Source organism: Pacificispira sp. (assembly GCF_965228185.1).
GTDB lineage: Bacteria > Pseudomonadota > Alphaproteobacteria > UBA8366 > Aestuariispiraceae > Pacificispira.
The window spans coordinates 771,885-797,384 of the sequence record NZ_CBDDHE010000003.1 but is presented as its reverse complement, the minus strand read 5'-3'; the positions used below and the strand labels follow the sequence as shown (position 1 = coordinate 797,384).

Annotated in this window: 22 protein-coding genes and 1 pseudogene; 12 read left to right on the top strand and 11 right to left on the bottom strand. The window is 61.2% G+C overall.

The window, feature by feature from the left end; translation table 11 throughout:
• Nucleotides 1–165: 165 nt before the first annotated feature.
• Nucleotides 166–2,820 carry an alanine--tRNA ligase gene (gene alaS / locus ACO06O_RS07420; protein WP_421877852.1) on the bottom strand — a complete coding sequence of 885 codons (2,655 nt, stop codon included), beginning with the start codon at nt 2,818–2,820 and terminating at the stop codon, nt 166–168.
• Between the two features lie 293 nt (nt 2,821–3,113).
• Nucleotides 3,114–4,058, bottom strand: a complete 945-nt coding sequence (locus ACO06O_RS07415) for a homocysteine S-methyltransferase family protein (protein WP_421877850.1) — start codon at nt 4,056–4,058, stop codon at nt 3,114–3,116.
• A gap of 213 nt (nt 4,059–4,271) precedes the next feature.
• Here ACO06O_RS07415 and ACO06O_RS07410 point away from each other — a divergent pair, with 213 nt between their 5' ends.
• Together ACO06O_RS07410 and ACO06O_RS07405 are read left to right on the top strand one after the other, a co-directional pair.
• Nucleotides 4,272–4,889, top strand: coding sequence for a TetR/AcrR family transcriptional regulator (locus tag ACO06O_RS07410; protein ID WP_421877848.1), 618 nt, complete (start codon nt 4,272–4,274; stop codon nt 4,887–4,889).
• 92 nt (nt 4,890–4,981) lie between these two features.
• On the top strand, nt 4,982–6,982 hold the full coding sequence (locus ACO06O_RS07405; protein ID WP_421877846.1) for an FAD-dependent oxidoreductase: 2,001 nt from the start codon (nt 4,982–4,984) through the stop codon (nt 6,980–6,982).
• A gap of 6 nt (nt 6,983–6,988) precedes the next feature.
• Here the strand turns inward: ACO06O_RS07405 and ACO06O_RS07400 are convergent, their stop codons facing one another.
• The gene (locus ACO06O_RS07400) at nt 6,989–8,170 is read right to left on the bottom strand and encodes an NAD(P)/FAD-dependent oxidoreductase (RefSeq protein ID WP_421877844.1); all 1,182 of its coding nucleotides are present in this window, start codon (nt 8,168–8,170) and stop codon (nt 6,989–6,991) included.
• A 54-nt stretch (nt 8,171–8,224) separates the two neighbouring features.
• On the opposite strand from ACO06O_RS07400, the gene ACO06O_RS07395 reads away from it, so the two are divergent.
• Nucleotides 8,225–8,593 (top strand): hypothetical protein, encoded by a 369-nt coding sequence (locus tag ACO06O_RS07395; protein WP_421877842.1) that lies wholly within the window; start codon nt 8,225–8,227, stop codon nt 8,591–8,593.
• On the opposite strand, the gene ACO06O_RS07390 is transcribed toward ACO06O_RS07395, so the two are convergent.
• Together ACO06O_RS07390 and ACO06O_RS07385 are read right to left on the bottom strand one after the other, a co-directional pair.
• Entirely contained in the window at nt 8,580–8,789 is a 210-nt protein-coding gene (locus ACO06O_RS07390) for a cold-shock protein (protein ID WP_421877840.1), read from the bottom strand. The two genes, ACO06O_RS07395 and ACO06O_RS07390, sit on opposite strands and share 14 nt — an antisense overlap.
• A gap of 314 nt (nt 8,790–9,103) precedes the next feature.
• The gene (locus ACO06O_RS07385) at nt 9,104–10,000 is read right to left on the bottom strand and encodes a LysR substrate-binding domain-containing protein (protein WP_421877838.1); all 897 of its coding nucleotides are present in this window, start codon (nt 9,998–10,000) and stop codon (nt 9,104–9,106) included.
• A 101-nt stretch (nt 10,001–10,101) separates the two neighbouring features.
• Here ACO06O_RS07385 and ACO06O_RS07380 point away from each other — a divergent pair, with 101 nt between their 5' ends.
• Complete coding sequence (locus ACO06O_RS07380; protein WP_421877836.1) at nt 10,102–10,905, top strand: phytanoyl-CoA dioxygenase family protein; 804 nt, start codon at nt 10,102–10,104, stop codon at nt 10,903–10,905.
• A 181-nt stretch (nt 10,906–11,086) separates the two neighbouring features.
• Complete coding sequence (locus ACO06O_RS07375) at nt 11,087–12,685, top strand: ATP-binding protein (RefSeq protein WP_421877834.1); 1,599 nt, start codon at nt 11,087–11,089, stop codon at nt 12,683–12,685.
• A gap of 142 nt (nt 12,686–12,827) precedes the next feature.
• On the opposite strand, the gene ACO06O_RS07370 is transcribed toward ACO06O_RS07375, so the two are convergent.
• Nucleotides 12,828–13,778, bottom strand: coding sequence for a LysR family transcriptional regulator (locus ACO06O_RS07370; RefSeq protein WP_421877832.1), 951 nt, complete (start codon nt 13,776–13,778; stop codon nt 12,828–12,830).
• An 88-nt stretch (nt 13,779–13,866) separates the two neighbouring features.
• On the opposite strand from ACO06O_RS07370, the gene ACO06O_RS07365 reads away from it, so the two are divergent.
• The 7 genes from ACO06O_RS07365 to ACO06O_RS07335 all read left to right on the top strand — a co-directional run bounded on the left by ACO06O_RS07365 (nt 13,867) and on the right by ACO06O_RS07335 (nt 19,820).
• A complete protein-coding gene (locus ACO06O_RS07365) occupies nt 13,867–14,337 on the top strand; it encodes a TRAP transporter small permease (RefSeq protein ID WP_421877830.1) in 471 nt (156 codons plus the stop codon).
• Nucleotides 14,334–15,632: a TRAP transporter large permease gene (locus ACO06O_RS07360; RefSeq protein ID WP_421877828.1), complete on the top strand. Its 1,299-nt coding sequence runs from the start codon at nt 14,334–14,336 to the stop codon at nt 15,630–15,632. Before ACO06O_RS07365 ends, ACO06O_RS07360 begins: the two co-directional genes overlap by 4 nt.
• A 46-nt stretch (nt 15,633–15,678) precedes the next feature.
• Nucleotides 15,679–16,674 (top strand): TRAP transporter substrate-binding protein DctP, encoded by a 996-nt coding sequence (dctP, locus tag ACO06O_RS07355; RefSeq protein ID WP_421877826.1) that lies wholly within the window; start codon nt 15,679–15,681, stop codon nt 16,672–16,674.
• 61 nt (nt 16,675–16,735) lie between these two features.
• The gene (locus tag ACO06O_RS07350; RefSeq protein WP_421877824.1) at nt 16,736–17,830 is read left to right on the top strand and encodes an NAD(P)/FAD-dependent oxidoreductase; all 1,095 of its coding nucleotides are present in this window, start codon (nt 16,736–16,738) and stop codon (nt 17,828–17,830) included.
• Nucleotides 17,811–18,104 (top strand): (2Fe-2S)-binding protein, encoded by a 294-nt coding sequence (locus ACO06O_RS07345; RefSeq protein ID WP_421877822.1) that lies wholly within the window; start codon nt 17,811–17,813, stop codon nt 18,102–18,104. Before ACO06O_RS07350 ends, ACO06O_RS07345 begins: the two co-directional genes overlap by 20 nt.
• On the top strand, nt 18,097–19,482 hold the full coding sequence (locus tag ACO06O_RS07340) for an FAD-dependent oxidoreductase (RefSeq protein ID WP_421877820.1): 1,386 nt from the start codon (nt 18,097–18,099) through the stop codon (nt 19,480–19,482). The genes ACO06O_RS07345 and ACO06O_RS07340 overlap by 8 nt, the downstream gene beginning before the upstream one ends.
• A complete protein-coding gene (locus ACO06O_RS07335; RefSeq protein ID WP_421877818.1) occupies nt 19,479–19,820 on the top strand; it encodes a RidA family protein in 342 nt (113 codons plus the stop codon). Before ACO06O_RS07340 ends, ACO06O_RS07335 begins: the two co-directional genes overlap by 4 nt.
• Before the next feature lie 222 nt (nt 19,821–20,042).
• On the opposite strand, the gene hisI is transcribed toward ACO06O_RS07335, so the two are convergent.
• From hisI to ACO06O_RS07310, 5 genes and pseudogenes are all read right to left on the bottom strand, one after another.
• Nucleotides 20,043–20,513, bottom strand: a complete 471-nt coding sequence (gene hisI / locus ACO06O_RS07330) for a phosphoribosyl-AMP cyclohydrolase (protein WP_421877816.1) — start codon at nt 20,511–20,513, stop codon at nt 20,043–20,045.
• Between the two features lie 67 nt (nt 20,514–20,580).
• Nucleotides 20,581–21,957 carry a dihydroorotase gene (locus tag ACO06O_RS07325; protein WP_421877814.1) on the bottom strand — a complete coding sequence of 459 codons (1,377 nt, stop codon included), beginning with the start codon at nt 21,955–21,957 and terminating at the stop codon, nt 20,581–20,583.
• Nucleotides 21,958–22,070: 113 nt separating this feature from the next.
• Nucleotides 22,071–23,978 (bottom strand): annotated as a pseudogene (thrS, locus tag ACO06O_RS07320) (threonine--tRNA ligase); the annotation flags it as partial.
• A 3-nt stretch (nt 23,979–23,981) separates the two neighbouring features.
• Nucleotides 23,982–24,542 (bottom strand): hypothetical protein, encoded by a 561-nt coding sequence (locus ACO06O_RS07315; RefSeq protein WP_421877812.1) that lies wholly within the window; start codon nt 24,540–24,542, stop codon nt 23,982–23,984.
• A gap of 534 nt (nt 24,543–25,076) precedes the next feature.
• A complete protein-coding gene (locus tag ACO06O_RS07310) occupies nt 25,077–25,448 on the bottom strand; it encodes a YchJ family protein (RefSeq protein WP_421877810.1) in 372 nt (123 codons plus the stop codon).
• Between the last annotated feature and the right edge of the window lie 52 nt (nt 25,449–25,500).

Here is a 25,500-nt window from a genome sequence, read left to right as displayed (position 1 = left end):
CTCCACGAGAAGCATAGCATCGAAAGGACAATCGACACACTTTTTAAGTGTGATCAGGCTCGGATTTGTACCAGTGCCGCTGACTTAGGATCCGCAGTGCCGCGGAATTGCTAGGCGTGACCGCATCGCGCTGCGACCCAGCGTGGCAAAAGTCAGCGCCAGGTATCAGCCAAGCGCCGCTTCGACCGCGCCGACCGCGTTGGCGGCCTGGCTGCCGTCCGGGGCACCGCCCTGGGCCATGTCGGGTCGGCCGCCGCCGCCCTTGCCGCCCATGGCTTCCGCCGCGGTACGGACAAGCTGGACCGCATCGAAACGCCCGGTCAGATCGTCGGTCACGCCGACCACGACCGACGCCTTGCCGTCATTGACGGCAATAACGGTCACGACGCCGGAGCCGATCTGGCTTTTCAATTGATCGGCCAGGGGTTTCAGCTCTTTCGGGTTCACCCCGTCCAACACGCGGCTGGCGAATTTGATCCCCGCGATGTCCTTGGCTTCCGGTGCGGTGGATGCCCCACCGCCGCCGCCCGCGGCCAGTTTCCGGGTCAGTTCGGAGACCTCACGCTGCAGCGCCTTGCGTTGCTGCATCAGGGTTTCCACCTGCTCTTCCAGATCGACCGGGCGCACCTTCAGGGCCGCCGCCGCCGCGCGCACGCGATTGTCCTGACCGCTCAGGTAATCCAACGCCGCCTGCCCGGTCAGGCATTCGACCCGGCGCACCCCGGCCGCCACCGCACCTTCGCTGACGATCTTGAACAGTCCGATATCGCCGGTGCGGCGCACATGGGTGCCGCCGCACAATTCCGTCGAATAGACATGGCCCAGATCGCCTTCCGGACCGCCCATCGACACAACGCGGACTTCCTCGCCATACTTCTCGCCGAACAGCGCCAGTGCCCCGGCCTTGATCGCCTCATCCGGCGTCATCAGGCGCGTCACGACAGGCTCGTTCATCCGGATCTGGGCATTCACCAACCGCTCAACCTGATCGATTTCCGAATCGGACATCGCCTTGGGATGGGCAAAGTCGAAGCGCATGCTGTCGGCCCCGACCTGGGACCCCTTCTGGGTCACGTGATCGCCCAGAACGCGGCGCAGCGCCTCATGGGCCAAGTGCGTGACCGAGTGATTGGCGCGCAGGCGGGTGCGCCGGTCGCCGTCGACCAGCATCTCCAGCGCCTCGCCGATCTTCAAGCTACCCTTTTCCAGCGTGCCGATATGCAAGTGCATGTCGCCCAGCTTCTTCTGAGTATCGGTGACGGTGAACACAGCGCCATCCGCCGTCGTCAGCGTGCCGTGATCCCCCATCTGACCGCCGCTTTCGCCATAGAACGGCGTCTGGTTCGCGATCAGGATCGCGCTGTCGCCCTCGGACAGGCTGTCGACCGGCTTGCCGTCCTTGACCAGCGCCGCAACGACACCCTCGGCCTTTTCTGTCTCGTAACCGAAGAATTCGGTCGCACCGACCTTCTCCTTCAGGTCGAACCAGACGGTTTCCGTCGCCGCCTCGCCGGATCCGGCCCAGGCCTTGCGCGCCTTGGCCTTCTGTTCGGCCATGGCTTCGTCATATCCGGCCTCGTCCACGGTGCGGCCCTGACCGCGCAGGATGTCGCGCGTCAGGTCCAACGGGAAGCCGTAGGTATCGTACAGCGTGAACGCGACACGCCCGGACAGCTCGCCCCCCTCGGGCAGGCCCGCCGTCTCGTCGTCCAGCAGTTTCAGGCCGCGATCCAGGGTCGTCTTGAAGCGGGTTTCTTCCAGCTTCAGCGTCTCGGTGATCAGCGCCTCCGCCCGGCGCAATTCTTCGAAATGGCCGCCCATCTGCTTGACCAGGACCGGCACCAGGCGGTGCATCAGCGGGTCTTTCGCGCCCAGCATATGGGCATGGCGCATGGCCCGCCGCATGATGCGGCGCAGGACATAACCGCGCCCCTCGTTCGACGGCAGCACGCCGTCCGCGATCAGGAAGGAGGACGCGCGCAGATGGTCGGCAATGACCTTGTGGCTCGCCGATTGCGCGCCGTCCGGATCGATGCTGGTCAGATCCGCCGACGCCTCGATGATCGCGCGCATCGTGTCGATGTCGTAGTTGTTGTGCTTGCCCTGCAGCACGGCGGAAATCCGCTCCAGCCCCATACCGGTGTCGATCGACGGCTTCGGCAGGTTGATCCGATTGCCCGGCTCGATCTGCTCGAACTGCATGAAGACCAGGTTCCAGATTTCGATGAACCGGTCGCCATCCTCGTCCGGACTGCCCGGGGGACCGCCGGGAATCTTGTCGCCGTGATCGAAGAAGATTTCCGAGCACGGGCCGCACGGACCGGTATCGCCCATCTGCCAGAAATTGTCCGAGGTCGGGATGCGGATGATCTTGCTTTCCGGCAGGCCGGCGATCTTCTTCCACAGATCGAAGGCCTCGTCGTCCTCCGAGAAGACGGTGACCAGCAGCTTGTCCTTCGGCAGGCCGTATTCCTTGGTGACCAGGTTCCAGGCCAGCTCGATCGCCAGATCCTTGAAATAGTCGCCGAAGGAGAAATTCCCCAGCATTTCAAAGAAGGTATGGTGCCGCGCCGTATAGCCGACATTTTCCAGATCGTTGTGCTTACCCCCGGCGCGCACGCATTTCTGGGACGTGGCGGCGCGGTTGTAGTCGCGGTGTTCCTGACCGGTGAACACGTTCTTGAACTGAACCATCCCGGCATTGGTGAACATCAATGTCGGGTCGTTGCGCGGCACCAGCGGGGAACTGTCGACCACCCGGTGGCCGTTCTGCGCGAAATAGTCCAGGAATTTGGCGCGGATGTCGTTGGCGCTCGCCATGTTTCTCGGTCCTTACATACCTTCAATTCGCTCCGGCGGAGCGGAAGAGGTTAGTTAGCGACGATGCCGGTTCTTGTCCAGACGCGAGGCGGGACGGTCGAATCCAGCAGCGCCTTGCCGACCGGAGCCCGACCAGAATGGAACATCGCAATAGTGACCCGGTACTGCCGGACGGAAGGAATTGGTACAGTTTCGTCGACACTGACCTGATTGCGCTAGCCAAACCGGTTCCGAACACGATAAGGCCGCCCCTCGAAATCGAAAGGCGGCCGCCGTCAATTTGCCTGAGCCGATCAGAGAGCCGATTTGTGCAGGTGATGCGACACGCTGCCGACATGGCGGTGATCCGTTCCGCAACAACCGCCGACCACGCGCAATTTCGGTAGGACCGCCGCGATGCCATTGTGCAACTCGCCGAACTCCTCCGGATTGCCCTGGTCCAGTTGTTCCGACCCATCCAGTTCGGCATGGCTGAGTCGCGACGCATTGGCTCGGATACCGCCGATGCGCGACGTCCAATCCCTGCCGTCGGCGAGGACGTCGCTGAAATGATCGGGATGGGCGCAGTTCACCATGTAATAGAGCGGCGTGCCTTCGGTCGCCATGTCCACTTCGGCGATGGCGTCCTTTAGGGTCAGTCCCGTCGGTAACCGGCCGTCCGTTTCGACCGTGAAGGAAATTACGACCGGCAGCGAATGGTTCCTGGCCGCGTTTGAAATTCCTATCGCCTCTGCCACATTGGTCATTGTGATGGCAGAAACCATATCGACGCCTTCTTCCTTGAAGACGGCGATCTGCGTCCGATGTATCCACTCCGCTTCCTGGACCGTCGGCACGCGTTCGGGCGCATAACCATCACCAGCCGGCCCAACCACGCCGTTCAGGATCACAGGCGCGACCTTTTCGGACCAGGTGTCACGCATCTCGCGGGCAAAACGAACCGCCGCGCGGTTCAGCGCGATCATATCCGAATCCGTCCGACCGACCTTTTCGGCCCAATGCAGGCCGCCACGCCACGTGTTAGTATCCAGGATATAGCCGGTCCCCGCCGCTTCCGCCATGCCGAGGAAACGGTCGAAATACCGGCGCATATCGGCCACCGCCTTGTCGTCCTCCATCAACAACATTGCGGCAAACTCAGGCGCGCTGTGGCCCTGCTGAAAGAAAAGCCAAGTCTCAAAACCACCATCAGTCAGAAAAGGGCGATCGGTGTTCAACAAAGCATCGATGTGAGGCATATCTGGTCTCCTTGAATGCGTTTCTCGATGCGGCAGACCTTTAGAGCCTCGGTCAGAATTCAGTAAGTCGACTGGTGGTACATATTCAAAACTCTCATTTGTTTATATATTTCAGAAACTTATTACTCCGAATCACTACGCCTGCGCCATCGAGTTGAAAAAAACTGTACCGTCGGTATTGTCCCGCCGGTTCGACATCAGGGAAATCCGGCCGTGGCGCGCGGAAAAAACACCAAAGAGCGCATCATGGACATCGCCCAGGACGCGGTTCTGGCGAAAGGGTTCGACGCGACCTCAATCGAAGAAATCGTCACGGCGGCCGAAATAACCAAAAGCGGCTTCTTCTATCATTTTCCGGATAAGAACGCTTTGGCACGGGCCTTGATCGAACGACATATCGAGATCGAAGGTCAGTTGTTCGACGGCATAATGGATCGCGCCCGGGAACTTTCGGACGACCCACTCCAGGCGGCGCTGATCGGATTAAAACTGCTGGCGGAAATGCTGGACGACGTCCCGTACGGCCATCCCGGCTGCATCGTCGCCTCCGCGACTTATCAGGACAGACTGTTCGACCGTAGCGTACGCGAAGCCAACCAGCGTGCTGTGCTTGGCTGGCGCCAACGTTTTCTGACGATGTTCGAAGAAATCGCCGCACGCTACCCACTGCGCGACGATGTCGGTCTGACAGACCTTGCCGACATGGTCAGTTCGGTGATTGAAGGCGGTCTCGTCATCTCACGGGCAATCGGTGAACCGCGAATTACCAGCCGCCAGGTGCTGCTGCTCCGCTCCTATATAAAGTTGCTGTTCTTACCATCCCCTCACTGAGGTTTATTTAAACACTCATTCAAATAAATATTGCACTACCCTCTGCCGGACGGGGATACTGCCGCACGTTCAGAGAAGGCAGGCAAACCCCTATGCGCGACGCCCGTTACGACATTCTGTTCGACCCGATCCGGATCGGACCCGTCACCGCGAAGAACCGGTTCTACCAGGTGCCGCATTGCACCGGGATGGGGTGGCTGAGGCCCAATATGCTGGCCGCGATGCGGGGGGTGAAGGCAGAGGGCGGCTGGGGCGTGGTCTGTACGGAGTATTGCTCCGTCCACGACAGTTCGGACGATGGGTCCTATCCCTATGCCCGGCTTTGGAACGCCGACGATATCCGCGCCAATGCCCTGATGACCGACGCCGTGCACGAACATGGAGCACTGGCCGGGGCGGAGCTGTGGATCGGCGGCAACTATATCGGCAACATGGCCAGCCGCCAGCCCACACTGGGTCTGCGCAGCCGGCCGCCGACCAATACGGACCAACTGCATCCGTTCCAGTGCCGGCCGTTGGATAAGGAAGATATCCGAGACGTCCTGAAATGGCAGCGCGACGCCGCCCAGCGCGCGGTCGAGGCCGGGTTCGACATCGTCTATGTCTATGCGACACACGGCTATCTGCTGTCGGAATTCCTCGATCCCGAAACCAATACGCGGACCGACGAATACGGCGGGTCCCTGGAAAACCGCCTGCGCATCGTACGGGAACTGATTGCCGAGACGCGCGACGCAATCGGGGACAAGGCGGCGCTGGCGGTCCGGTTCACGGCGGATCTGTCCGATCCGGAAAGTTTAGACGCCTTCGGCCTGATGGCGGAGGACCCGGACCTCTGGGATCTGACCGTCCACGATTACGGTATCGAGATGGGCGCATCGCGTTTCGTCCGGGAAAGCGCCCTGGAAGACAGCATCGCCCGCGCCAAGGCGTTGACGACCAAACCGGTCGCGGCGGTGGGGCGCTTTACGTCCCCCGATACAATGGCGCGTTTAGTGCGGTCCGGCGTTCAGGACATGATCGGCGCCGCCCGCCCCTCCATCGCCGATCCGTTCCTGCCCCGGAAGATCGAGGAAGGACGGGTCGAGGACATCCGCGAATGCATCGGCTGCAATGTCTGCTATGCCCATAACACGCTGGGCGTTCCCATCCGCTGCACCCAGAACCCGACCATGGGCGAGGAATACCGGCGCGGCTGGCATCCGGAGCGCGTCGTCCCCGCCCGGAAACCTGAAAAGGTGCTGATTGTCGGCGCGGGGCCGGCGGGATTGGAGGCGGCGCGGGTCCTCGGGCAGCGCGGTCACAACGTCATGCTGGCCGAGGCCGGGCGCGATCTGGGCGGCCGGGTTACCCTGGAAAGCCGCCTGCCCGGCCTGTCCGAATGGGCCCGTGTCCGCGATTGGCGCCTGGGGCAGATCGACAAACTGCCCAATGTCGAGATCTTCCGTGAAAGCCGCCTGTCAGTGGACGATGTTCTGGCCGTCGGCGCCGATCGTGTGCTGACCGCGACCGGCGCGCAATGGGCGACGGACGGGATCAGCCGTCACCGCAACACCCCGGTTCCGGCCGCGCCGGGGGCGACGGTCCTTACCGCGGATACCATCCTGCGCGGCGAAGCGATCCCGGACGGGCCGGTCCTGATTTATGACGACGACCACTATTATCTGGGTTCCGTCCTGGCCCTGTTGCTGCGATCCAGGGGGCATGATGTGACTTTGGTGACGCCCGCCGGCCGTCCGGCAGGCTGGGGTGCCTATACCAACGAACAGTTCCAGTCCGCCGCGGCCTTGATCGATGCGGGGGTCGAGATTGTGACCAACCGGACCCTGGAGCGCATCGAAGCGGACCATTGCGCTACCGCTTGCATCTTCAGCGGACAGGAAGGTGAGATCGCCGCCGATTGGGTCCTGCCCCTGACCCGTCGGGAGCCCTGCGACACCCTTTATCGCGCGCTCAAGAAGGCCATCGCCGATGGAGCCGAAGGCGCCCCGAAAAGCGTCGCCCGGATCGGCGATTGCGACGCACCCGGCATTATCGCGACGGCGGTCTATAGCGGCTACAAGGCGGCGGTGGAACTCGGCGCCGAACAATGAGCCGGATCAGGCGACCTCGCCGCACGCATGGCCGGACGCCCAGGCCCATTGGAAATTGAATCCGCCCAGATGGCCGGTCACGTCCACCGCTTCACCGATGAAGTAGAGGCCGGGGACGGATTTCGCCTCCATTGTCTTCGAGGACAGGAAATCGGTGTCGACCCCGCCCAGAGTGACCTCCGCCTTCTTCAGGCCCAGTGAGCCGCTGGGGGTTACCTGCCAGGCATTGATGCGATCCGCCGCGCGCCGCAGGTCCTTGTCCGGCAGTTCCGCCATACGGCCCTGCAGGCCGGTAATCTCGGCGATCCGCTGGGCCAGGCGCTTGGGCAGAAGCTCCCCCAGCACGGTTTGAATCTCGCGCTTTGAGACGGACTGCTTGGCCTCCTTCAACAGCGCGAAAGCGTCGCCGCCCGGCAGCATGTCGATGGTCAGCGTATCCCCTTCCCGCCAATAGGACGAAATCTGCAAGATCACCGGGCCGCTGAACCCCTGATGGGTGAACAGCAGCGCCTCGTCGAACCGGGTCCTGCCCAGAACGGCCGACGCGTCGACCGCGACGCCGGACAGGCCTTCCAGGTCCTGAAGTGTCTGGTCATCGAAAGTCAGCGGCACCAGACCGGCACGCGGCTCGACGATTCCGATCCCGAACTGCGCGGCGACCTCATAGGCGAAGCCGCTCGCGCCCATCTGCGGGATGGCCGGTCCGCCGGTCGCGACGACCAGGGATTCGGCTTCGAAATCCCCGTCCGCCGTCTCGACCCGAAAGGCGCGTACGGCCGGATCCGGTTTCGCAACGGCGCGAATGGCGGTCCGGGTCCGGACCTCCGCGCCCTCTGCCTCGGCCAACAGCATGGCGACGATGTCCTTCGCCGAGTGGTCGCAGAACAGCTGCCCCAGATCCTTTTCGTGATAGGCGATGCCATACTTCTCGACGAGGTCGATGAAATCGTACTGCGTATAGCGTTTCAGCGCCGATTTGCAGAAATGCGGATTGCGCGACAGGAAATTGGCCGGTGTCGTGTGCAAGTTGGTAAAATTGCAGCGCCCGCCGCCGGAGATCAGGATCTTTTCGCCCGGCTTCTTGGCGTGATCCAGCACCAGAACACGACGGCCGCGCTTGACCGCCCCGGCGGCGCACATCAGCCCGGCCGCCCCGGCGCCCAGCACGATCACATCATAGGATTTCATTCCGCACCCGAATTGCGTGGCCCAGCCACTAGATACAGCCTCTAGATACAGCAAATGCGCCGTCGTGAAACGGCGCATCCGGTCTGGCAGTCGATAATCGCCGGGGCGGCAGAGCGCGATGCGCCCGCTCCGGATGGATCAGACGATACGGATAGAGGAATCCGCGCCATACATCTCGGTGATGAGACAGGCTGCGTGATTGATCATCTTGTGGCTTTCCGTTCCATCGATCGCGAAATGGCATCCCGTGCCGGATTCCGCGAAACGAACGAAATTCTGCAAACCATATCGCAACAAAAACTGTGCTTCCGTACTCATAACGCACTCAACTTTCTCTTTGATACTTTAGCCGGTCCGAACGACCGGCAGATTGGGGTGGCCGGGGCGGCCAGACAGCCGCCCCATCCGGTCAATCCGCAATAGCCAGATTTTCCGCCGCCATTTTGCCGTTCCGGCCGGCGATCAGTTCGAACTTCACGCGCTGACCTTCGACCAGGTCGCTCAGACCCGAACGCTCGACGGCGCTGATGTGAACGAAGGCGTCGTTCGAACCGTCTTCCGGCTGAATGAAACCGAAGCCTTTGGTGGCGTTAAACCATTTAACAGTACCCGTGGTCATGACTATTCCTTTCACGACAGATGGATTGGCCCGCGCCGAATGCGGCGGACCTGAACACGCTCGAATTGTCGGAGAAGGAAACTTGGTCGTCCGGCTAGGCGGATAATCACGATCACTAAAGCGACTTCAAAACGTGGCCTAGAAATAGGGGCTAGCTACAAAATATTCAAGGAAAATCCGTTAAATAGAACTGAAGGGGCGATTTTCGAGACGGTTAGTAATGCAAACCGGCCCCCTCCAAAAACTCCCCTTATGAAGGAGCGTATCCGGAAACCCAGGCGGTTCCCCGAAGAACCTCACCCGTGACCTACGGATCAAATGGTACCCGGACCTGCCACGGCGGCTAGTAGCCAATCCCGGAACCGGCGGACATAGTCGAGATGCCGCGCCCGTTCGGGGATCACGGCATAATACCCCTCTTCGGCGTCGATCGTTCGATCGAATGGGGAAACCAGATCCCCCCGCGCCAGCAAATCCCGGATCAGCATCCCATGTCCCATGGCAACACCGGACCCGGCCCGGGCGGCGTCGATGGCCATGCTGTAATGGGTATAGAACTGACTGTCCCGCCCCGCGCACTCCGCCGCCGACGCCGCGGTCAACCAGCGGGTCCAGTCGGCCCGCCAATAGGTGTCGTGCAGCAACCGGCATTTGTTCAGGTCGCCGGGCGCGCGCAGATCCATTGCATCGCGGTAGGACGGCGCGCAAACCGGGAACAACGTGTCCTTACCCAGCGAAGCACGCTCCAACCCCGCCAGGTCGGGACCACCGTAGCGAATGCCAATCTGGGCGTCCGACCGGTTGAAATCGACGATTTCCGCGTCGGCGGAGATTTCGATATCCAGATGGGGATACAATTTCTGAAACGCGTCCAGCCTGGGAACCAGCCAGACCGAGGCGAAGGCGGGCAAGGCGGTGATCCTAAGGGTCGATCGTTTCCGTGCCCCAACCGTCCGCTCCGTTTCCGCCTCCAGGATGTTCAGCGCGTTGCGCACCGCCGAATGATAGCGCCGCCCGGCATCGGTCAAAGCGACCTTGCGGCCGGATTTTCTAAACAACCGGACACCCAGATAGGTTTCCAGATGACGGACCTGCTGACTGATGGACCCTTTCGAGACCGCCAGATCCTCGGCCGCGGCGGTAAAACTCTCCCGTTCCGCGGCGCGTTCAAAATACTGAACCGCCCGCAGCGGCGGCAAGGCTCGTTTCATCGTATAGTTTTTCCAAACAATTGGTCAGATAATACTCATTGTCCGCAATCGGCTTCGCGTCAATCATTGCGATATCGGAACACGAAACGGGGACTGGAAAAATGACGCTTTCCACCGACCAATTGGCGCAGCTCGACCGCGATGGGTTCTTAATCCTGCCGGAGGTTTTCTCGCCGGCGGAAGTGGCCGCCATTCAGTCGCGGCTGCCTGCCCTGTTCTCCGACAAGTCCGATGCCAACGTCATCGAACGCGGATCGGGCGCGGTTCGCACAGCGATGGGCCTGCATCTGCGTGATCCGCTGTTCGCCGCTCTGGTCCGGCATCCGCGTCTGATCGAACCGGCGCGCCAGATCCTGGACGAGCCGTTCTACATTCAGCAGGTGAAAGTCAATGTGAAGGCCGCCTTCTCCGGCGAAATCTGGCAGTGGCACACCGATTTCGCGACCCATCACGGCGAAGACGGCGTGCCGCGCCCGGAGGCGATCAACCTGCATATCCTGTTGGACGAGGTGAACGAGTTCAACGGCCCGCTCTATTTCGTCCCCGGCTCCCATAAAGGCCCGGAACACAAGGCCTGGCTGGACGACCAGACGACCAGCTATCCGCTCTGGGTGACGGAGATCGACCGAGTCCGCGAGACGATCTCTAGCTCCACCATCGTTTCGGCCAAGGGTGTGCCGGGCACGGTCCTGATCTTTCATGACACGCTGATCCACGGCTCCCCCAACAACATGTCCCCCTGGGACCGCGGAATCTTCTCCCTGATCGTCAACCCGGTCTCGAACGCGCTGACCTCGGACAAACGCCCCGACTACAAACATCACCGCGACCTGACGCCGGTGTCGCCGGTGGGGGATGATTGTCTGGCGAAATACGAGGGCGAAGCGCTGAAAGCGGCGGTCTGAATTGGCCGCCGGACCGTCAGTTTCAGGGAGGTAGACCGCTCAACGCGCGTAACGTATCCGTGAATCCAATCACTGGCTCAGCTACCTCACGCCACCTAGTCACAGGTACTGGCAGCATGTAATATCATTCCCGATGCATATTATTCGTAGATTGATTCATCGCTTCATGCCGGGTGAAGAAATGAGCGATCATGTTGGCTCCGGGGTCAATGAGTTCGTACGCAAACGCTTCCTCGTCCAACCTCTGCTTATATGCGTAGTAATTTTCGCCATTGCACTTGGTTCCATCGCATACGTAACACTGTTCAGCGCCCGGAAACTGGACGAGTCGGCTCAGAAAGTTTCTCAACAACTCCTGGCAACAGCTTTGCAGGCCCTGTCACAGGACTTGGCCGGACGGACGCTCGATTATGCGGGGCGGGACGATCTGAATAAGATGGTGCACACGGGCATCGACACCAATTGGGCGGGCCAAGCACTTGGGAAGCACCTTCGGACCGAATACGGTCATTCTGGTACATATGTTCTGGATTCAGATCTTCGCACAGTGTTTGTCTACAATGCCGACAAGCGCCTCCCCACAGACGCGCAATCCTTTTTGGGCAAGCATTCCAAATCGATAGTGGACCAGATTCAATCCGCGCCCACAGACTACCGGGGGACGGTCACCTCATTCATTAGTTTTGGTGATCGCGTGTTTTTGATTTCCGCCACGGCAATCGTACCGTCCAAGCCCGCACCGCAAGAGATCGCCGAAGCGGCCCGACCAATCCTGTTGTTCCATCGAGAGTTGGACCGGGCAATTGAGCGCGGGCTAGCCGGACTATACGATCTAGGGGAGCTCAAATTCCAAACACAGACGCCCAACCTTGAAGCGTTTCCTATTCCGACACTAGACGGATCCGCTGTCGCCTGGGCAACGTGGGAACATCCCCGGCCAGGCGATGCCTTGATATACCAATTGTTGCCTGCCGTGGTCATAGCAACGGCCGTCATGCTGCTCGCCTCGGGCACGGTTTATACGATGTGGTTCCGGTCTGCGCTGGCAGCCAATACCGCCAAATCTGCATTTTTCGCGAAGATGACCCACGAGCTCCGAACCCCATTGAACGCGATCATTGGGTTCTCAGAGATAATGTCGAAGGAGATGCTGGGATCGCTTTCTGTTCGATACCGCCAATACGCCGAGGATATTTTCGGCAGCGGCCAGCATCTGCGGCAGTTGATCGAGGACATTCTCGACGTGTCGAAAATGGAGGCCGGCAGCATTGAATTGCGGGAGTCGGAAGTGGACATTGTACAAGTGCTGGATGATGTCTCCCAACTCTCCCTGTCGGATATGGGGGTACCATCAACCAATGCCGGCCAGTTGAAACTCAAGCTTCGCAGAGAGATCGAACCGGACCTGCCAAAATTGAAAGCGGATGGCTTTCGGCTGCGGCAAGTGTTGATAAACCTTCTGTCGAATGCGGCTAAGCACTCCGACGGAGGAGAGATCACGGTTCGCGTCCTTCAGGAAAGCTCCGGCGGCATTCGAATTGACGTCGCGGACAAGGGGCGCGGCATTCCCGCCGAAGACCTGGACCGGGTTTTCTCTCCCTTCTTTCAATCCGGGCACAATGACATGAAGACCTCTCGCCCGGGTACCGGGCTTGGTCTTAGCATTGCCCGCGATCTGATGCGACTACATGACGGGTCATTGACGCTAGCCAGTGAATTGGGCGTTGGCACCACGGCAAGCATGCATTTCCCAAAAGAACGCACAATTAAACAGCATTAACGAGTGAATGCCTTTACCCACTTCATTGGGTTGCGATCTAGGATTCGATGGAGTCCGTGAGCAGACTGGCCTGATCCAACGGCACGCTAGATGATGACCGACGATAGATGCCGAACCGATATCGGCAATTCGTCTGCCGCCTTCACCCCCCCATTCCGGGCGGAAGCTGCATATCGGCCACATTGTCCGTCGTCTCGAGATTTCGCATGGCCCCGCAAAGCAGGTCGTGGAACGCCAGGGCGAGCTGCGAGGCGGGCCGGTGGGCCGGACGCAGGATCGAAATCCTGGACGCAATCGACGGCCTGAAATCCCGGAACACGATATCGCTGCCGCTATAGGTCGCGACGGTGATCCGATCGACAATGGACGCGCATAGGCCCCCGGCAACGAGATCGAGCGTTGGCAGCAGGGTGCGCAAACAGAAGCGGCGATTCACCCGCGCGCCAGCTTGACGGAAGGCGTCGCGCAGGTCGCGGGTCATGCTGTGCTCGTCAAACAGCATGGCCAAAGGTTTTCCGTCCAGATCCCGCGGCGTTATCACAGGCAGCGCGGCCAGCGGATCGTGACGCGACAGAGCAACGACGCAGCTCAGTTCGAACGATTCAATCTGCATCGACGGGCGCGGAGACGGCGTTTCGGCAAGACCGATATCGTATTCCTGAGAGGCGATCAGATCCTCCACGACCAGCGAGGACCTCATCATCAGATCCGCCTTCACCTTGGGCCGGTCACGCAGGAACTCGACCAGCAGTCTCGGCAGGAAAAAGCCCGATGCCGCCGGATAACAAGCGATCCGGACAGCGCCCCGCTGATGCCCGGACAATTCAGCCATGGCGTGTTGCGCCCGTTCCAGGCGTGTCAGAATTTCCGAAGCCTCTTCCAGAAAGTAATGCGCCTCGGGACAGGGCGTCAGGCGCCCGCGATCTCTGACAAACAAGGGAAATCCAAGCTCTCCCTCCAGCGCCGCGATCACGCTCGACACCGCCGGCTGGGTTCGGCCAAGCGCCCGCCCCGCCTCGGAAATCGACCCGGTCCGCATCACTTCACGGAAAGTCTGCAATTGCCGGATGGTGAGATTCGGAGTGTAAGCCATAAGATCGATTTATAGGATCAGCGATATTTCGAATTTGAACTTGTGCACGTGGTTGGCGTTAGTTCAAGCACTTCCGTGGGGGACCCGAATGAACCGTTTTGCATCCATCCTGCTGACATCGTTGATCTGCATCGTGGCCCTTGGCCAGTTCGTGCAGGTCATTACGCGATACGTCCTGGAAGTCCCGGTCATGGGGCTTGAGGAAACCATGATGTATCCCACCGTCTGGCTTTACATCCTGGGCGCTGTGAATGCGTCGCGCGAGAATTCGCATATTCGCGCGAACGTGCTGGAAATCTTCCTGAAGTCCGATCGCGGCCACACGATCCTGGCGATCGTCGGCGAGGTGATCAGCCTAATTGTCGGTCTCTGGCTGCTGGGCTGGGCCTGGCAGTTCACGCAATACGCCTGGAAGGTCTGGCGCGAGAGCCCGACGCTCTACATCCCGACCTTCTATTTCGACGTCGCGCTGGTCGTCGGCCTGGCTCTGATGATGGTCTACACCGCGCTGCATCTGATCCGACATATCCGCGACCTTCGGACGGGAGCCGCCCAATGATTGAAGTCGCTCTTCTCGCCATCGGCGTCCTTGTCATAACGCTGACGCTCGGTGTGCCGCTCCCCTACTGTTTCGGCGGCGCCCTGATGGTCATGTATTTCATCGGCGACGTCACCATGAAGGGCATGATGCTCTGGGGCGTTCAGCAATTGTCGAACCCGATCCTGCTGGCGATCCCGCTTTTCGTTCTGGCCGGGACCATCATGTCTCAAAGCGGGATAGCGGCCTCGCTGTTACGCTTCGTGAACGTCTTCGTCGGCCATGTGCGCGGCGGCCTGGGCGTCGTGGCCGCGGTGAGCTGCGCCATTATCGGCGCGATCTCGGGCTCCGGATTGACCGGCATTGCGGCGATCGGTCCATTGCTGATCCCGGAGATGGAAAAACGCGGCTATCCGCGGGCCTATGCCACCGCTCTGGTCGCCAACTCCTCCATCCTCGGCCTGTTGATCCCGCCCTCCGTCACCATGATCCTTTATGGCTGGGTCACCGACACATCGATCGCCGCCTGTTTCCTGGCGACGCTGGGGCCAGGCCTCCTGATCATGGCGTCCTTCTCGATCATGAACCTGTGGATGAGCCGCAAGTTCCCGCTGATCCTCGACGAGACCCCCAGCTTCGGAAAGCTAGCCGGCGAAGCCAGCCGACGCGGCGCCCGCGCGCTGCCGGCCCTGCTGCTGCCGGTCATCATTCTCGGCGGGATCTATGGCGGCGTCATGACACCGACCGAGGCGGCTGCCGTCGCCGTGATCTACTCGATTCCAGTCGGTTTCCTGATCTATCGCGGGTTGAAGCTGCCGAATTTCCTGTCGGCGGGCCGCGAGGCGGCGACGGCCGTCGGGACGATCATGGTCATGATCCTGTTCTCGATGATCCTCAGCCAGATGTTCGTCTATGAGAGCATCCCGCAACAGATGGTCTCCGCCATCTTTTCGGTCACCGAGAACAAGATCCTGCTGTTGATCTTCATCAACATCCTGCTGTTCCTGGTCGGCATGGTGGTCAACGACGCGACCGCGATCATCCTGATCGCGCCGCTGTTGCTGCCGCTGATGACGGCGCTTGGGATCAGCCCTGTCCAGTTCGCGGCGATCATGGGGGTCAACACCGCCATGGGAGGGGTGACGCCGCCCTATGCCTCCATTCTCTATCTCGGTGCCCGTGTCGGGAATGTGAAGGTTACCAAGATGATCCCACCGGCCATGTTCCTGATCGTCACCGGCTATGTCCCGGTGGTGTTCCTGACATCCTTCTGGCCGGACCTCTCATTGTTCCTGCCAAGGCTCTTCGGATACTGAGCCGCGGCCAAGTTTCAACCAACCTCCAGAAAACAGGGAGAAATCGATGAAAGCGAAACTGTTAGCGACGGCGCTTGCCGCCCTGGTCACCGCCTCCCCGGCCTTGGCCGAAACCTTCAAGATGAGCCATGTCCGCCCGCAGGGTGCGACCATCGACGTCGAATTGCGTGCCTTTGCCGATGCCGTGGAGAAGGCGACCGACGGCGATGTAAAAATCCAGATCTTCCCGGCCTCCGCGCTGGGCGACTACACGACGGTGCAGGAACGGATCAGCGTCGGCGCCATCGACATGGCGACCCAGCCGGCCGGAACCGCCGCCGATCGGCGCATGCAGATCGCCTCCTTCCCCTATCTCGCCGGCAACTGGGACGAGGCACAGGCCATTTACGGGCCGGGCGGCGCCGTCCGCGAGACGATGGTGGACCTGTTCCAGGAACAGAACATCACGGTTCTGGCCGCTTATCCGGTCTACTTTGGCGGCATCTCGCTGAATGTCGACAATCCGAAGGCCGGCAGCACCGAACCGAACGGCATCAAGGTACGCGTTCCGGGGATCAAGAGCTTCCAGCTGACCGGTGAAGCGCTGGGCTACATCCCGTCGCCGATTCCTTTCGCCGAAGCCTTCACGGCGGTTCAGACCGGCGTCGTGGACGGTGTCATCGGGTCGGGTGCGGAAGGCTATTACGCCTCGTTCCGGGACGTGACCAAGACCTACATCCCGGCCAATACCCATTTCGAAGTCTGGTTCATGATGCTGTCCAATGACAGCCTGTCGGAACTTTCGGACGAAAGCCTGGCCGCCTTGAAGAAGGAAGCCGAGGCATTTGAAGCCACGCGCTGGGAGGTGGCGGAAGCCGACCAGGGCCGCAACGAGAAACGGCTTGCCGACGAACTCGGCACCACGCTCGTGACGCTGACCGACGACCAGATCGCCGCCATGGCCGCCAAGGTCCGTGCCGAAGTCTGGCCGGTGGTGCTCGAGGATGTCGGCGCCGAATGGGGTCAGGCCATCCTGGACCGTGCCCAGTCGGCCACCAACTAAGTCGGATACCGGGCGGGCGGCAATCAGGTCGCCCGCCCGCTCCTCTTTCCGGAGAATTCGAATGGAATCGGACTACGCCATAATCGGTGGCGGGGTGGTGGGCCTGTCTGTCGCCTGGGGGCTGCTGAAGCGCGGCCTTTCGGTGACGGTCCTCGACGGGGATGACGGCTCCTTCCGGGCCAGCCGGGGCAATTTCGGTCTGGTCTGGGTTCAGTCCAAGGGCATGAACCAGCCGCGCTATGCCCGTTGGTCGCAGCAATCGGCAGGCGCCTGGGCGGCGTATGCGGCGGAACTTGCCGACGCGACGGGCCAGGACATCGGTCTGCGGCAGGAGGGCGGTTACGACCTTCATTTCTCCGAAGAGGAACTGCAAAACACCGTCGCGAAGTATGAAGAGCTCAAACGGAAGCTCGGCGGCGATTATCCGTATGAAATTTTGGGCAGCAACGCCCTGCGCCGGGAGGAACCGAATATCGGCCCCTCCGTCGTCGGCGCGATCCTGCATCATCAGGACGGTCACGCGAATCCGCTGCGCCTGCTGCGCGCCCTGGCCCAGGATGTCCGGACGCTGGGCGGGACGGTTCTGACCGGCAAGCATGTCACGAATGTCGACCGGAAAGACCTGTTCCGCATCACCTGTTCGGACGGGACGGAAATCCGCTCCCGCAAGACAGTCCTGTCGGCGGGGCTGGGTGCGATCGAACTGGGGCCGCTCATGGGCTTCAAGGCGTCGGTCCGCCCCCAACGCGGTCAGGTCCTGATCACAGAGAAGATGCCGAAGATCATGAACCGCCCCTCCCTGATCGCGCGTCAAGTCGACGAGGGCGGCATTCAGATCGGCGCCACAAATGAAGAGGTCGGACTCGATAATGGCGTCACGCCAGCCGGCCTGTCTCGATTGGCCGCGGAGGCCGTCCGGGCCTATCCGATCCTGGCCCGCGCCAATCTGGTGCGGTCCTGGGGGGCGCTGCGCATCCTGTCGCCCGACGGATTGCCGATCTACCAGGAAAGTCCGGAAATGCCGGACGCCTTTCTCGTCACTTGCCACAGCGGCATCACGCTGTCCGCGGCCCATGCGCGTTTCCTGCCCGATTGGCTGGAAAAGACATCGGCCGCCCCGGATCTGGAGGTTTTCGGTGAAGACCGCTTTTCGTAGCCTCAACACGGATGACAGGCGCGTCCACGTCGTCTTTGACGGACAAGACCTGTCGCTGCCCGATGGCGAGAATCTGGCCGCGTCGCTTCTGGCCGCCGGAATTCACCGCTTTCGCGAAACCCCTGCCTCCGGCGCGCCGCGAGCCCCGTACTGCATGATGGGCGCCTGCTACGATTGCCTGGTCGAAATCGACGGGATCGTGCGGCAGGCATGCCTCGTCACGGTGCAAGAAGGCATGACCATTCGCAAACCGCATGAGCCGCAAGATGAATGACCTGATCGTGATCGGCGCGGGTCCGGCCGGCATGGCTACGGCCCGCACGGCGGCCGACAAGGGACTGTCGGTGACCGTACTCGACGAGCAGATCCGTGCAGGCGGCCAGATCTACCGCGATGTCGAACGGGCCTCATCACGGCGCGGCGACATCCTCGGCCCCGACTATGCCGAAGGCCTCCCTCTAGCGCGCGGGCTGGATCATCCATCAATCGCCCATATCCCTGGGGCGACCGTCTGGCAGATCGAAAACGGCCCGCGCGTATTTTTTTCCGTGGATGGTCAGGCGCGCAGCGTCGAAGGCAAAAGATTGCTGATCGCGACCGGCGCGCTGGAACGGCCGATGCCAATTCCGGGTTGGACGCTGCCCGGCGTGATGACCGCCGGGGCGGCGCAGATCCTCCTCAAGCAGTCCGGTATCGTGGCGGAACGGGCGGTCATCGCCGGGTCCGGCCCCCTGCTCTACCTTATCGCAGCGCAGATGGTGCGGGCGGGGACCCCGCCCTTGGCGCTGGTCGAGACCCAGACGCGGGGCGACTTTCTGCGTGCGCTCAGGCAACTGCCCGGGGCCCTTTCCGGATGGCGCTACCTACGCAAGGGCGCACAGATGCTGCGGGAGATCCAGCGCGCCGGGGTGCCACGCCATACCGGTGCCACGGGGCTAGCCATCGAAGGTACCGGCCGGGCCGAGGCCATTCGCTTCAAGACCGATGGCCGGGAACACCGCATTGAAACCGATACGATCCTACTGCATCACGGTGTCGTCCCGCATGTCCAGGCCGCGCGGTCGCTGAACATTCCGCATCGTTGGGATCCGTCGCAGCATTGCTTCGTGCCGGAGACCGGGCCGGGCGGCCGGACGGCCATGGAAACCGTCTTCGTGGCGGGCGACGGTGCCGGCATCGGCGGCGCGAAGGCCGCCGCACTGGCCGGACGGATCGCCGCCTTGCATATCGCCCGAGATGTCGGCGCGTCGACGGATGCCGGTATTGCTGGTGAACTGGCTCCGCTAACACGGGCCTTGGACAAGGAACTGGCGGTTCGGCCGTTTCTCGATGCCGCCTATCCGCCCTATCGTGAGGCCCTGTCGCCGACGGATTCCACCATCGTCTGCCGCTGCGAGGAAGTGACTGCCGGCGACATCCGGCGCTACGCCGGACTTGGATGTCTCGGCCCCAACCAGACCAAGGCCTTCGGGCGGCCCGGCATGGGCCCCTGTCAGGGCCGGTATTGCGGTCTGACCGTGACAGCGTTGCTGAGCGAGGCAAACGGCGTCTCTCCGGAAACTACCGGCTACTACCGCATCCGACCGCCGATCAAGCCCGTCACCCTGGGAGAGATCGCAAGCCTTAACGACCAACAGGAGATTGAAGAGTGATCGAACGTATCGAAACCGGCAAACGCATGTCCCGTATCGTGAAGCATAACGGGGTTGTTTATCTGTGCGGTCAGGTCGGCGACGGAGCGACCGTCGCGGACCAGACCCGCGACTGTCTGGGTCGGATCAAGACGCTGCTTGAAAAGGCCGGCTCCTCGCCCGACCGCATCCTGCAGGCGATTGTTTGGCTGTCGGACATATCCGACTTCGATGAGATGAACCAAGTCTGGGACGCCTGGGTTCCGGAAGGCCACGCCCCGGCCCGCGCGTGCGGCGAATCGCGACTGGCGCGCGATGACCTGAAAGTCGAGATCATCATCACTGCGGCCGCCGACTGAATCGTCTTCGCGTCGGGCAGTCGCGCCATTCAGGCGCGGCTGCCTGCCCAGTTCTCCAATATATCAGATGCCAACGTCATCGAACGCCGACCACGCGCGTTGCAGACAGCGACGGAATGACGGCGGCTTGCGTTAGCCGCCAAACCGCCCATTTCAGACCGTATGGCGATTTGACTTCCATTTTCGCGGAAGCCCCGGACAGAGGCCCATCAAATCGTTCCGTTAGAGGCGGGTCGGATTTGGGGCGTCGCCATAGACCTGCTCAGGGTCGAAGGTCTTCCCGGACTCGGTGAACAATAGGCTATTTGCTTTGCTTCGCTCCAATCCGACGGGAATTCGCCGATAGAAGCAGGACCTGTAACCGACATGGCAACTTGCACCGTTGCCCGCGACACTTACGCGTAGCCATACGGCATCTTGATCGTCATCGATACGCATTTCTTCGACATGTTGTACGAGGCCGCTGGTTGCCCCCTTGCGCCATAAGGTCTGGCGCGACCGGCTCCAATAATGGGCCTCGCCGGTCTGGATGGTTTTCTCCAAGGCATCCCGGTTCATGTAGCCAACCATCAGGACTGTGTCCGTTGTTGCATCGGTGGTGACGCAAGCGATCAAACCGTGTTCGTCGAATTTGGGGGCCAATTCGTTCCCTTCTTCCACCTGCTCGACGGTTTGCCTCGGAAGCAGCGTCACTCGCCGGACAGGTCCATCCGGTTGAGGCGTTTCTGTCTCTTGCTTCACCGGATTTGCTCCTCAAAAGTCATGCTGGTTGCGCCAGTGGCGGCTCGAGAAAGCGCAAGGGCTGCCCGATCGGTGTCCCGACCAGGGCTTCGTCGCGCAGGACGATATTGCCTCGAATGATGGTGTGGATCGGCCACCCGTAGACGGCCAAGCCATCATACGGAGTCCATCCGCTGCGGCTCGCGATCCAATCGTTTGCGATCACGCGGTGGGCCTCCAGATCGACCAAACTAAGATCCGCATCGAATCCGAGAGCGATGCGGCCCTTGCTCTCGAGACCGAAAATGCGGGCCGGTCCGGCACTGGTCAGATCCACGAGGCGCTGCAGGGTCAACCGTCCGGCCCTGACATGATCGAGCATGACCGGAAGAAGTGTTTGTACGCCGGTCATACCGCTGGGCGACTGCGGGTAGGATCGGGTCTTTTCTTCCAGCGTATGTGGCGCGTGGTCGCTGCCGATAACATCGACGATGCCGTTGCGAATGGCTTGCCACAGTCCATCCTGGTGATGCCGGTCGCGCACCGGCGGATTCATCTGCGCGAGACTGCCCAGGCGTTCGTAGCATTCCGGTGCCTGCAGGGTCAGGTGATGCGGGGTGACCTCCACCGTCACGCGCTGTTTGTGTCCGGCCAGGAAGGCCATTTCATCGGCCGTCGACACATGCAGGACATGCAGCCGCCGCCCGGTCTCGGCAGCCAGCCGGACAATGCGTTGGGTTGCCAGGAGCGCGCTCAACTCGTCCCGCCAGACCGGGTGCTGAACCACGTCACCGCTTTCCTCGACCAAGGGTTTGCGCTCTCGCAGACGCGCCTCGTCCTCGGCATGGACCGCCAGCCGCCGGCGACCGTGGCGCAGGATATTGCGCAGGACTTCCTCATCGTCGGCCAACAGATCGCCGAAGGAGCTTCCCATGAAAACCTTAACACCCGCGCAACCAGGCAGGAGCTCCAGCTCCCCCAGCATTTCCGCATTGACGGCCGAGCCGCCGATGTAGAAGGCATGATCGCACCAGGCACGGCCTTGGGCCGCCTCCAACTTCGCCTTAAGGTCGAGGGCACTGAGGGTGAGAGGCTGGGTATTCGGCATTTCAAAGACGGCCGTTACACCTCCCAAGACTGCGCCTCGCGTGCCGGCTTCCAGGTCTTCTTTATGAGTCAGCCCCGGTTCCCGGAAATGCACCTGGCTGTCGATCACGCCAGGCAGGATATGCAGGCCTGACGCGTTGAGAACAGTCTCGGCGCTCCAAATTCGTTCCAGATCGCCCAGCGCGACAATCATGCCCGACCGGCAGGCAATGTCGATGCACTCTACCCCATTGGGCGTAATCGCCATGCCCCTCCGAACCAGCAGATCGGCGTGGCGCCGCGCCAGCCGTTGAGCAGTGTCCGTATTCATTACGTGCCTCTACAGGAGGACGACTCGTTGGGCAGCGGCGATTCCAGACGGCGACGAAGGGCTTCCCGTTCGACTTCTTGCGCCGCCAGGTCCGGTGGCTGTGCCTCCGTGGTCAGAAGCTGCCGTGCCTGTTCCAGTGTCAGGACGCCCAGATCCGTCCCGTCCCGGCGGCGCATCGCGACCTGACCGGACGCCGCTTCCTTGGCACCAACGACCAGCAGAACGGGGATGTGCCTCAGGGTCTGCTCGCGGATCTTGTAGCCGATCTTCTGGTTGCGAATGTCCGCTTCGACACGCAACCCCGAATCCCGCAGATACTGCGCGACATCCTGAGCATAGGCGGCATGGTCGCCCGTAATCGACAGGACCATCGCCTGAACCGGCGCCAGCCAGGCTGGGAGGTTTCCCGCGTGATGTTCGATCAAGATGCCGGTGAAGCGTTCCAGAGAGCCAAACAAGGCGCGATGTAGCATGACCGGTCGTTTCCGCTGCCCGTCCGCATCCATGTAATCGACGCTGAACCGTTCTGGCAGGTTCATATCGACCTGCAGGGTGCCGCATTGCCAGTCCCGGCCAATCGCATCGCGCAATACGAATTCCAGCTTGGGGCCATAGAAGGCGCCGTCGCCAGGGTTAAGCTGATATTCAAGCCCCAGGACATCCAGCGAGCGGATGAGCGCGCCTTCGAGCTGGTCCCAAACAGCGTCGCTACCCATTCGTTTTTCAGGGCGGGTCGACAATTTGATCCGGACATCCTCAAACCCGAACTGTCGGTAGATGTCCAGGACAAGCGCCACCACATCGCGGCACTCATCGTCCATCTGTTCCGGCGTGCAGTAGACATGCGCATCGTCCTGGGTGAAATGGCGTACGCGCAACAGGCCGTGCAGCGCCCCTGACGGTTCATATCGGTGTACCTTACCGAACTCGCTCATGCGGATCGGCAGATCGCGGTAACTCTTCAGGCCATGACGGTACAGCAGGACGCTGCCCGGGCAGTTCATCGGCTTGAGCGCCAGCGACCGGCCATCTTCCGTCTTGGTGGTGAACATGTGATCGCGGTAGTTCTGCCAGTGGCCGGAAATCTCCCACAGGCTGCGGTCCATCACATCCGGGGTGTTGACCTCGATGTAACCGGCCCGTTGCTGCCGACGGCGCATATAGGCGATCAACTCCTGGAACACGATCCATCCGCGCGGGTGCCAGAATACTGCGCCGGGGGCATCCTCCTGAAAATGGAACAGGTCCAACTCGCGGCCAAGCTTGCGGTGATCCCGCTTCTCGGCCTCTTCCAGGCGCAGTAGATAGGCCTGCAGGCTAGATTTGTCCGCCCAGGCGGTGCCGTAGAGCCGTTGCAGCTGTTCGTTCTTCGAATTGCCGCGCCAATAGGCACCCGAAACCTTGGTCAATTTGAAGTGTTTCAGGAAGCGTGTATTCGGCACATGCGGGCCGCGGCACATATCCACGTATTCCTCGTGGTGGTACAGCGCCATCGCCGTTTCATTCGGCATGTCCTCGATCAGCCGCAGCTTGTAATCCTCACCGCGCTGCCGGAACTCGGCGATGACCTTCTCACGCGGCGTGACCGATTTGACGACGTCATAGTTCTTGGCGATCAGCTCGCGCATGCGCTGCTCGATGGCGGCAACGTCTTCGGGCGTAAAAGGCCGGTGGAAGGCGATGTCGTAATAGAATCCGTCGTCGATGACCGGACCGATCACCATCCGCGCCTCGGGATAGAGTTGCTTGACCGCGTGGCCGATCAAATGGGCGCAGGAATGCCGAATGATCTCTAGCCCCTCCTGGTCCTTCGGCGTGATAATCTGCACCGTTGCATCGCGGGACACGACATCGCAGGCATCCGCCAACCGGCCGTCGATCTTGCCCGCCAGGGTGTTCTTGGCCAGGCCCGGCCCGATCTCCGCGGCGATCTCGGCGATGGTGACGGGGTGGCTGAAAATTCGCTGGGATCCGTCCGGCAGGGCTACGGCGATGGGTTTCTTGGCTTGGATTGCGGTCATGTTTTAGAACTCGTTCTGAATGCTTTTGTAGCCCAGCACCAATTCATTGTTGGTCCGGGCTACGTCTTCGGAAAACTCGCTGGCATCGACGGACACTTTGGGCAGGGTGGCCAGATCGGTGGACCTTCCGATGCGCATAGTCGATGGCACATGAAACCCTGACGGAAGGTGACATCCGTCGACGACCGCATTGAACCGTACGACGCAGCCATCTTCGATGCGGCAGTCGAACAGCACGCTGTTGAAACCGATGAAGACGCCGTCGCCGATGGAACAAGGGCCGTGAACGAAAGCCCGATGGGCGATCGAGGTGCGTTCGCCGATGGTGACGGGCGCGCCGGACTTGGAGTGAATAACCACACCGTCCTGAATGTTGGAATGTGCACCGATCACGATTGGCGCCATATCGCCGCTTTCATCGACCTCGTCGGCGCGGATGACGGCATAGGGTCCGATAAAAACCCTCTCTTCCACGACGACCTTGCCGCAAAGAATGGCAGTCGGATCTACAAATGCGCTGGAGTGGACTATCGGCAGATCGCCACGGGGATTCTTGCGGATCATATGGGCACTTCTATCGAACTCTTTGGGGTTGTAGAGGCACGCTCCAAAGGCGGAACAACGATAAGCATCAGCTGAGATGTAGAAGTATATGTTATGATATAAAGTAACAAGCCTTGATTGGGCCCGGGTCGACATCTGTTACGGGCCCTCTTCAGAACCCACCGGTCGATTCCCTCCCCGATCCTCACCCTTGATAAAGGGGCCAGCCCACGACCGGCGTCATTCAATTCAGGTTGTTCGGATCGCAAACCGGGCTAAATTTCCGGTGATGAATTGCAGCGGATCTCATTGGCGCCAACCCGCTGTTTCCCCAGCCGATCAGACAAGATCACAGCTGAATTCCGTCATGTAGCGCACGGTGCCCAAAATGCGGATGTGAATGAAAAGACCGTTCAGGGAAACGTCCGCAACGGACTGACCATAGTCGTCCCGGTTCAACGCCAATCTGTCAGATTGTCCTGAACCAGCAAAATCCGGCATTTCAATCTCGCACGCCCCTGCATGGGAAACGTTCGATAAGGAATCGTACGCCCCTTACTCAATCTCTCCGTCCACATAAACCCAGCCCTGCCCTTCTCGCCGGAAGCGGCTGGTTTCGGTCAGGCGGCCCGTCTTTGTCCCCTGACGCCAGCGGGCGGTGAAGCGGACGGTGGCGGTGTCGGGGCCGGTCGCTTCGTGGCGGTGGATGGTGAGGCCGGTCCAGTGCTGGGATGCGTCGAGGGCGAGCGGTGCGGGCCGGGTTTCCGGGGCCCAGCTTTTGAGCAGGTAGGGCACATTGCCCCGGCTGTAGGCGGTGTAGCGCGACCGCATGAGTTCTTCGGCATCGCGTGCCGGGGTGCCGGAATGCAGGCGGCCGCAGCAGCCGATATAGGTTTCGCCGCTTCCGCAATCGCAGGGTTCGAACATCCTCGCCTCCTTGGCCGTGCCCGCCCAAAAAGAAACGGCGCCTCCGGTCGGA

Bases quoted from the DNA above. Each gene is read 5' to 3' on its own strand.
- ACO06O_RS07325 (WP_421877814.1), bottom strand. From the start codon at position 21,957: ATGAATACGGACACTGCTCAACGGCTGGCGCGGCGCCACGCCGATCTG.
- ACO06O_RS07360 (WP_421877828.1), top strand. From the start codon at position 14,334: ATGATTGAAGTCGCTCTTCTCGCCATCGGCGTCCTTGTCATAACGCTG.
- ACO06O_RS07310 (WP_421877810.1), bottom strand. From the start codon at position 25,448: ATGTTCGAACCCTGCGATTGCGGAAGCGGCGAAACCTATATCGGCTGC.
- ACO06O_RS07340 (WP_421877820.1), top strand. From the start codon at position 18,097: ATGAATGACCTGATCGTGATCGGCGCGGGTCCGGCCGGCATGGCTACG.
- dctP (WP_421877826.1), top strand. From the start codon at position 15,679: ATGAAAGCGAAACTGTTAGCGACGGCGCTTGCCGCCCTGGTCACCGCC.
- ACO06O_RS07400 (WP_421877844.1), bottom strand. From the start codon at position 8,170: ATGAAATCCTATGATGTGATCGTGCTGGGCGCCGGGGCGGCCGGGCTG.
- ACO06O_RS07405 (WP_421877846.1), top strand. From the start codon at position 4,982: ATGCGCGACGCCCGTTACGACATTCTGTTCGACCCGATCCGGATCGGA.
- ACO06O_RS07395 (WP_421877842.1), top strand. From the start codon at position 8,225: ATGCGCCGTCGTGAAACGGCGCATCCGGTCTGGCAGTCGATAATCGCC.
- ACO06O_RS07390 (WP_421877840.1), bottom strand. From the start codon at position 8,789: ATGACCACGGGTACTGTTAAATGGTTTAACGCCACCAAAGGCTTCGGT.
- ACO06O_RS07370 (WP_421877832.1), bottom strand. From the start codon at position 13,778: ATGGCTTACACTCCGAATCTCACCATCCGGCAATTGCAGACTTTCCGT.
- alaS (WP_421877852.1), bottom strand. From the start codon at position 2,820: ATGGCGAGCGCCAACGACATCCGCGCCAAATTCCTGGACTATTTCGCG.
- ACO06O_RS07415 (WP_421877850.1), bottom strand. From the start codon at position 4,058: ATGCCTCACATCGATGCTTTGTTGAACACCGATCGCCCTTTTCTGACT.
- ACO06O_RS07365 (WP_421877830.1), top strand. From the start codon at position 13,867: ATGAACCGTTTTGCATCCATCCTGCTGACATCGTTGATCTGCATCGTG.
- ACO06O_RS07350 (WP_421877824.1), top strand. From the start codon at position 16,736: ATGGAATCGGACTACGCCATAATCGGTGGCGGGGTGGTGGGCCTGTCT.
- ACO06O_RS07315 (WP_421877812.1), bottom strand. From the start codon at position 24,542: ATGATCCGCAAGAATCCCCGTGGCGATCTGCCGATAGTCCACTCCAGC.
- ACO06O_RS07380 (WP_421877836.1), top strand. From the start codon at position 10,102: ATGACGCTTTCCACCGACCAATTGGCGCAGCTCGACCGCGATGGGTTC.
- ACO06O_RS07385 (WP_421877838.1), bottom strand. From the start codon at position 10,000: ATGAAACGAGCCTTGCCGCCGCTGCGGGCGGTTCAGTATTTTGAACGC.
- ACO06O_RS07375 (WP_421877834.1), top strand. From the start codon at position 11,087: ATGAGCGATCATGTTGGCTCCGGGGTCAATGAGTTCGTACGCAAACGC.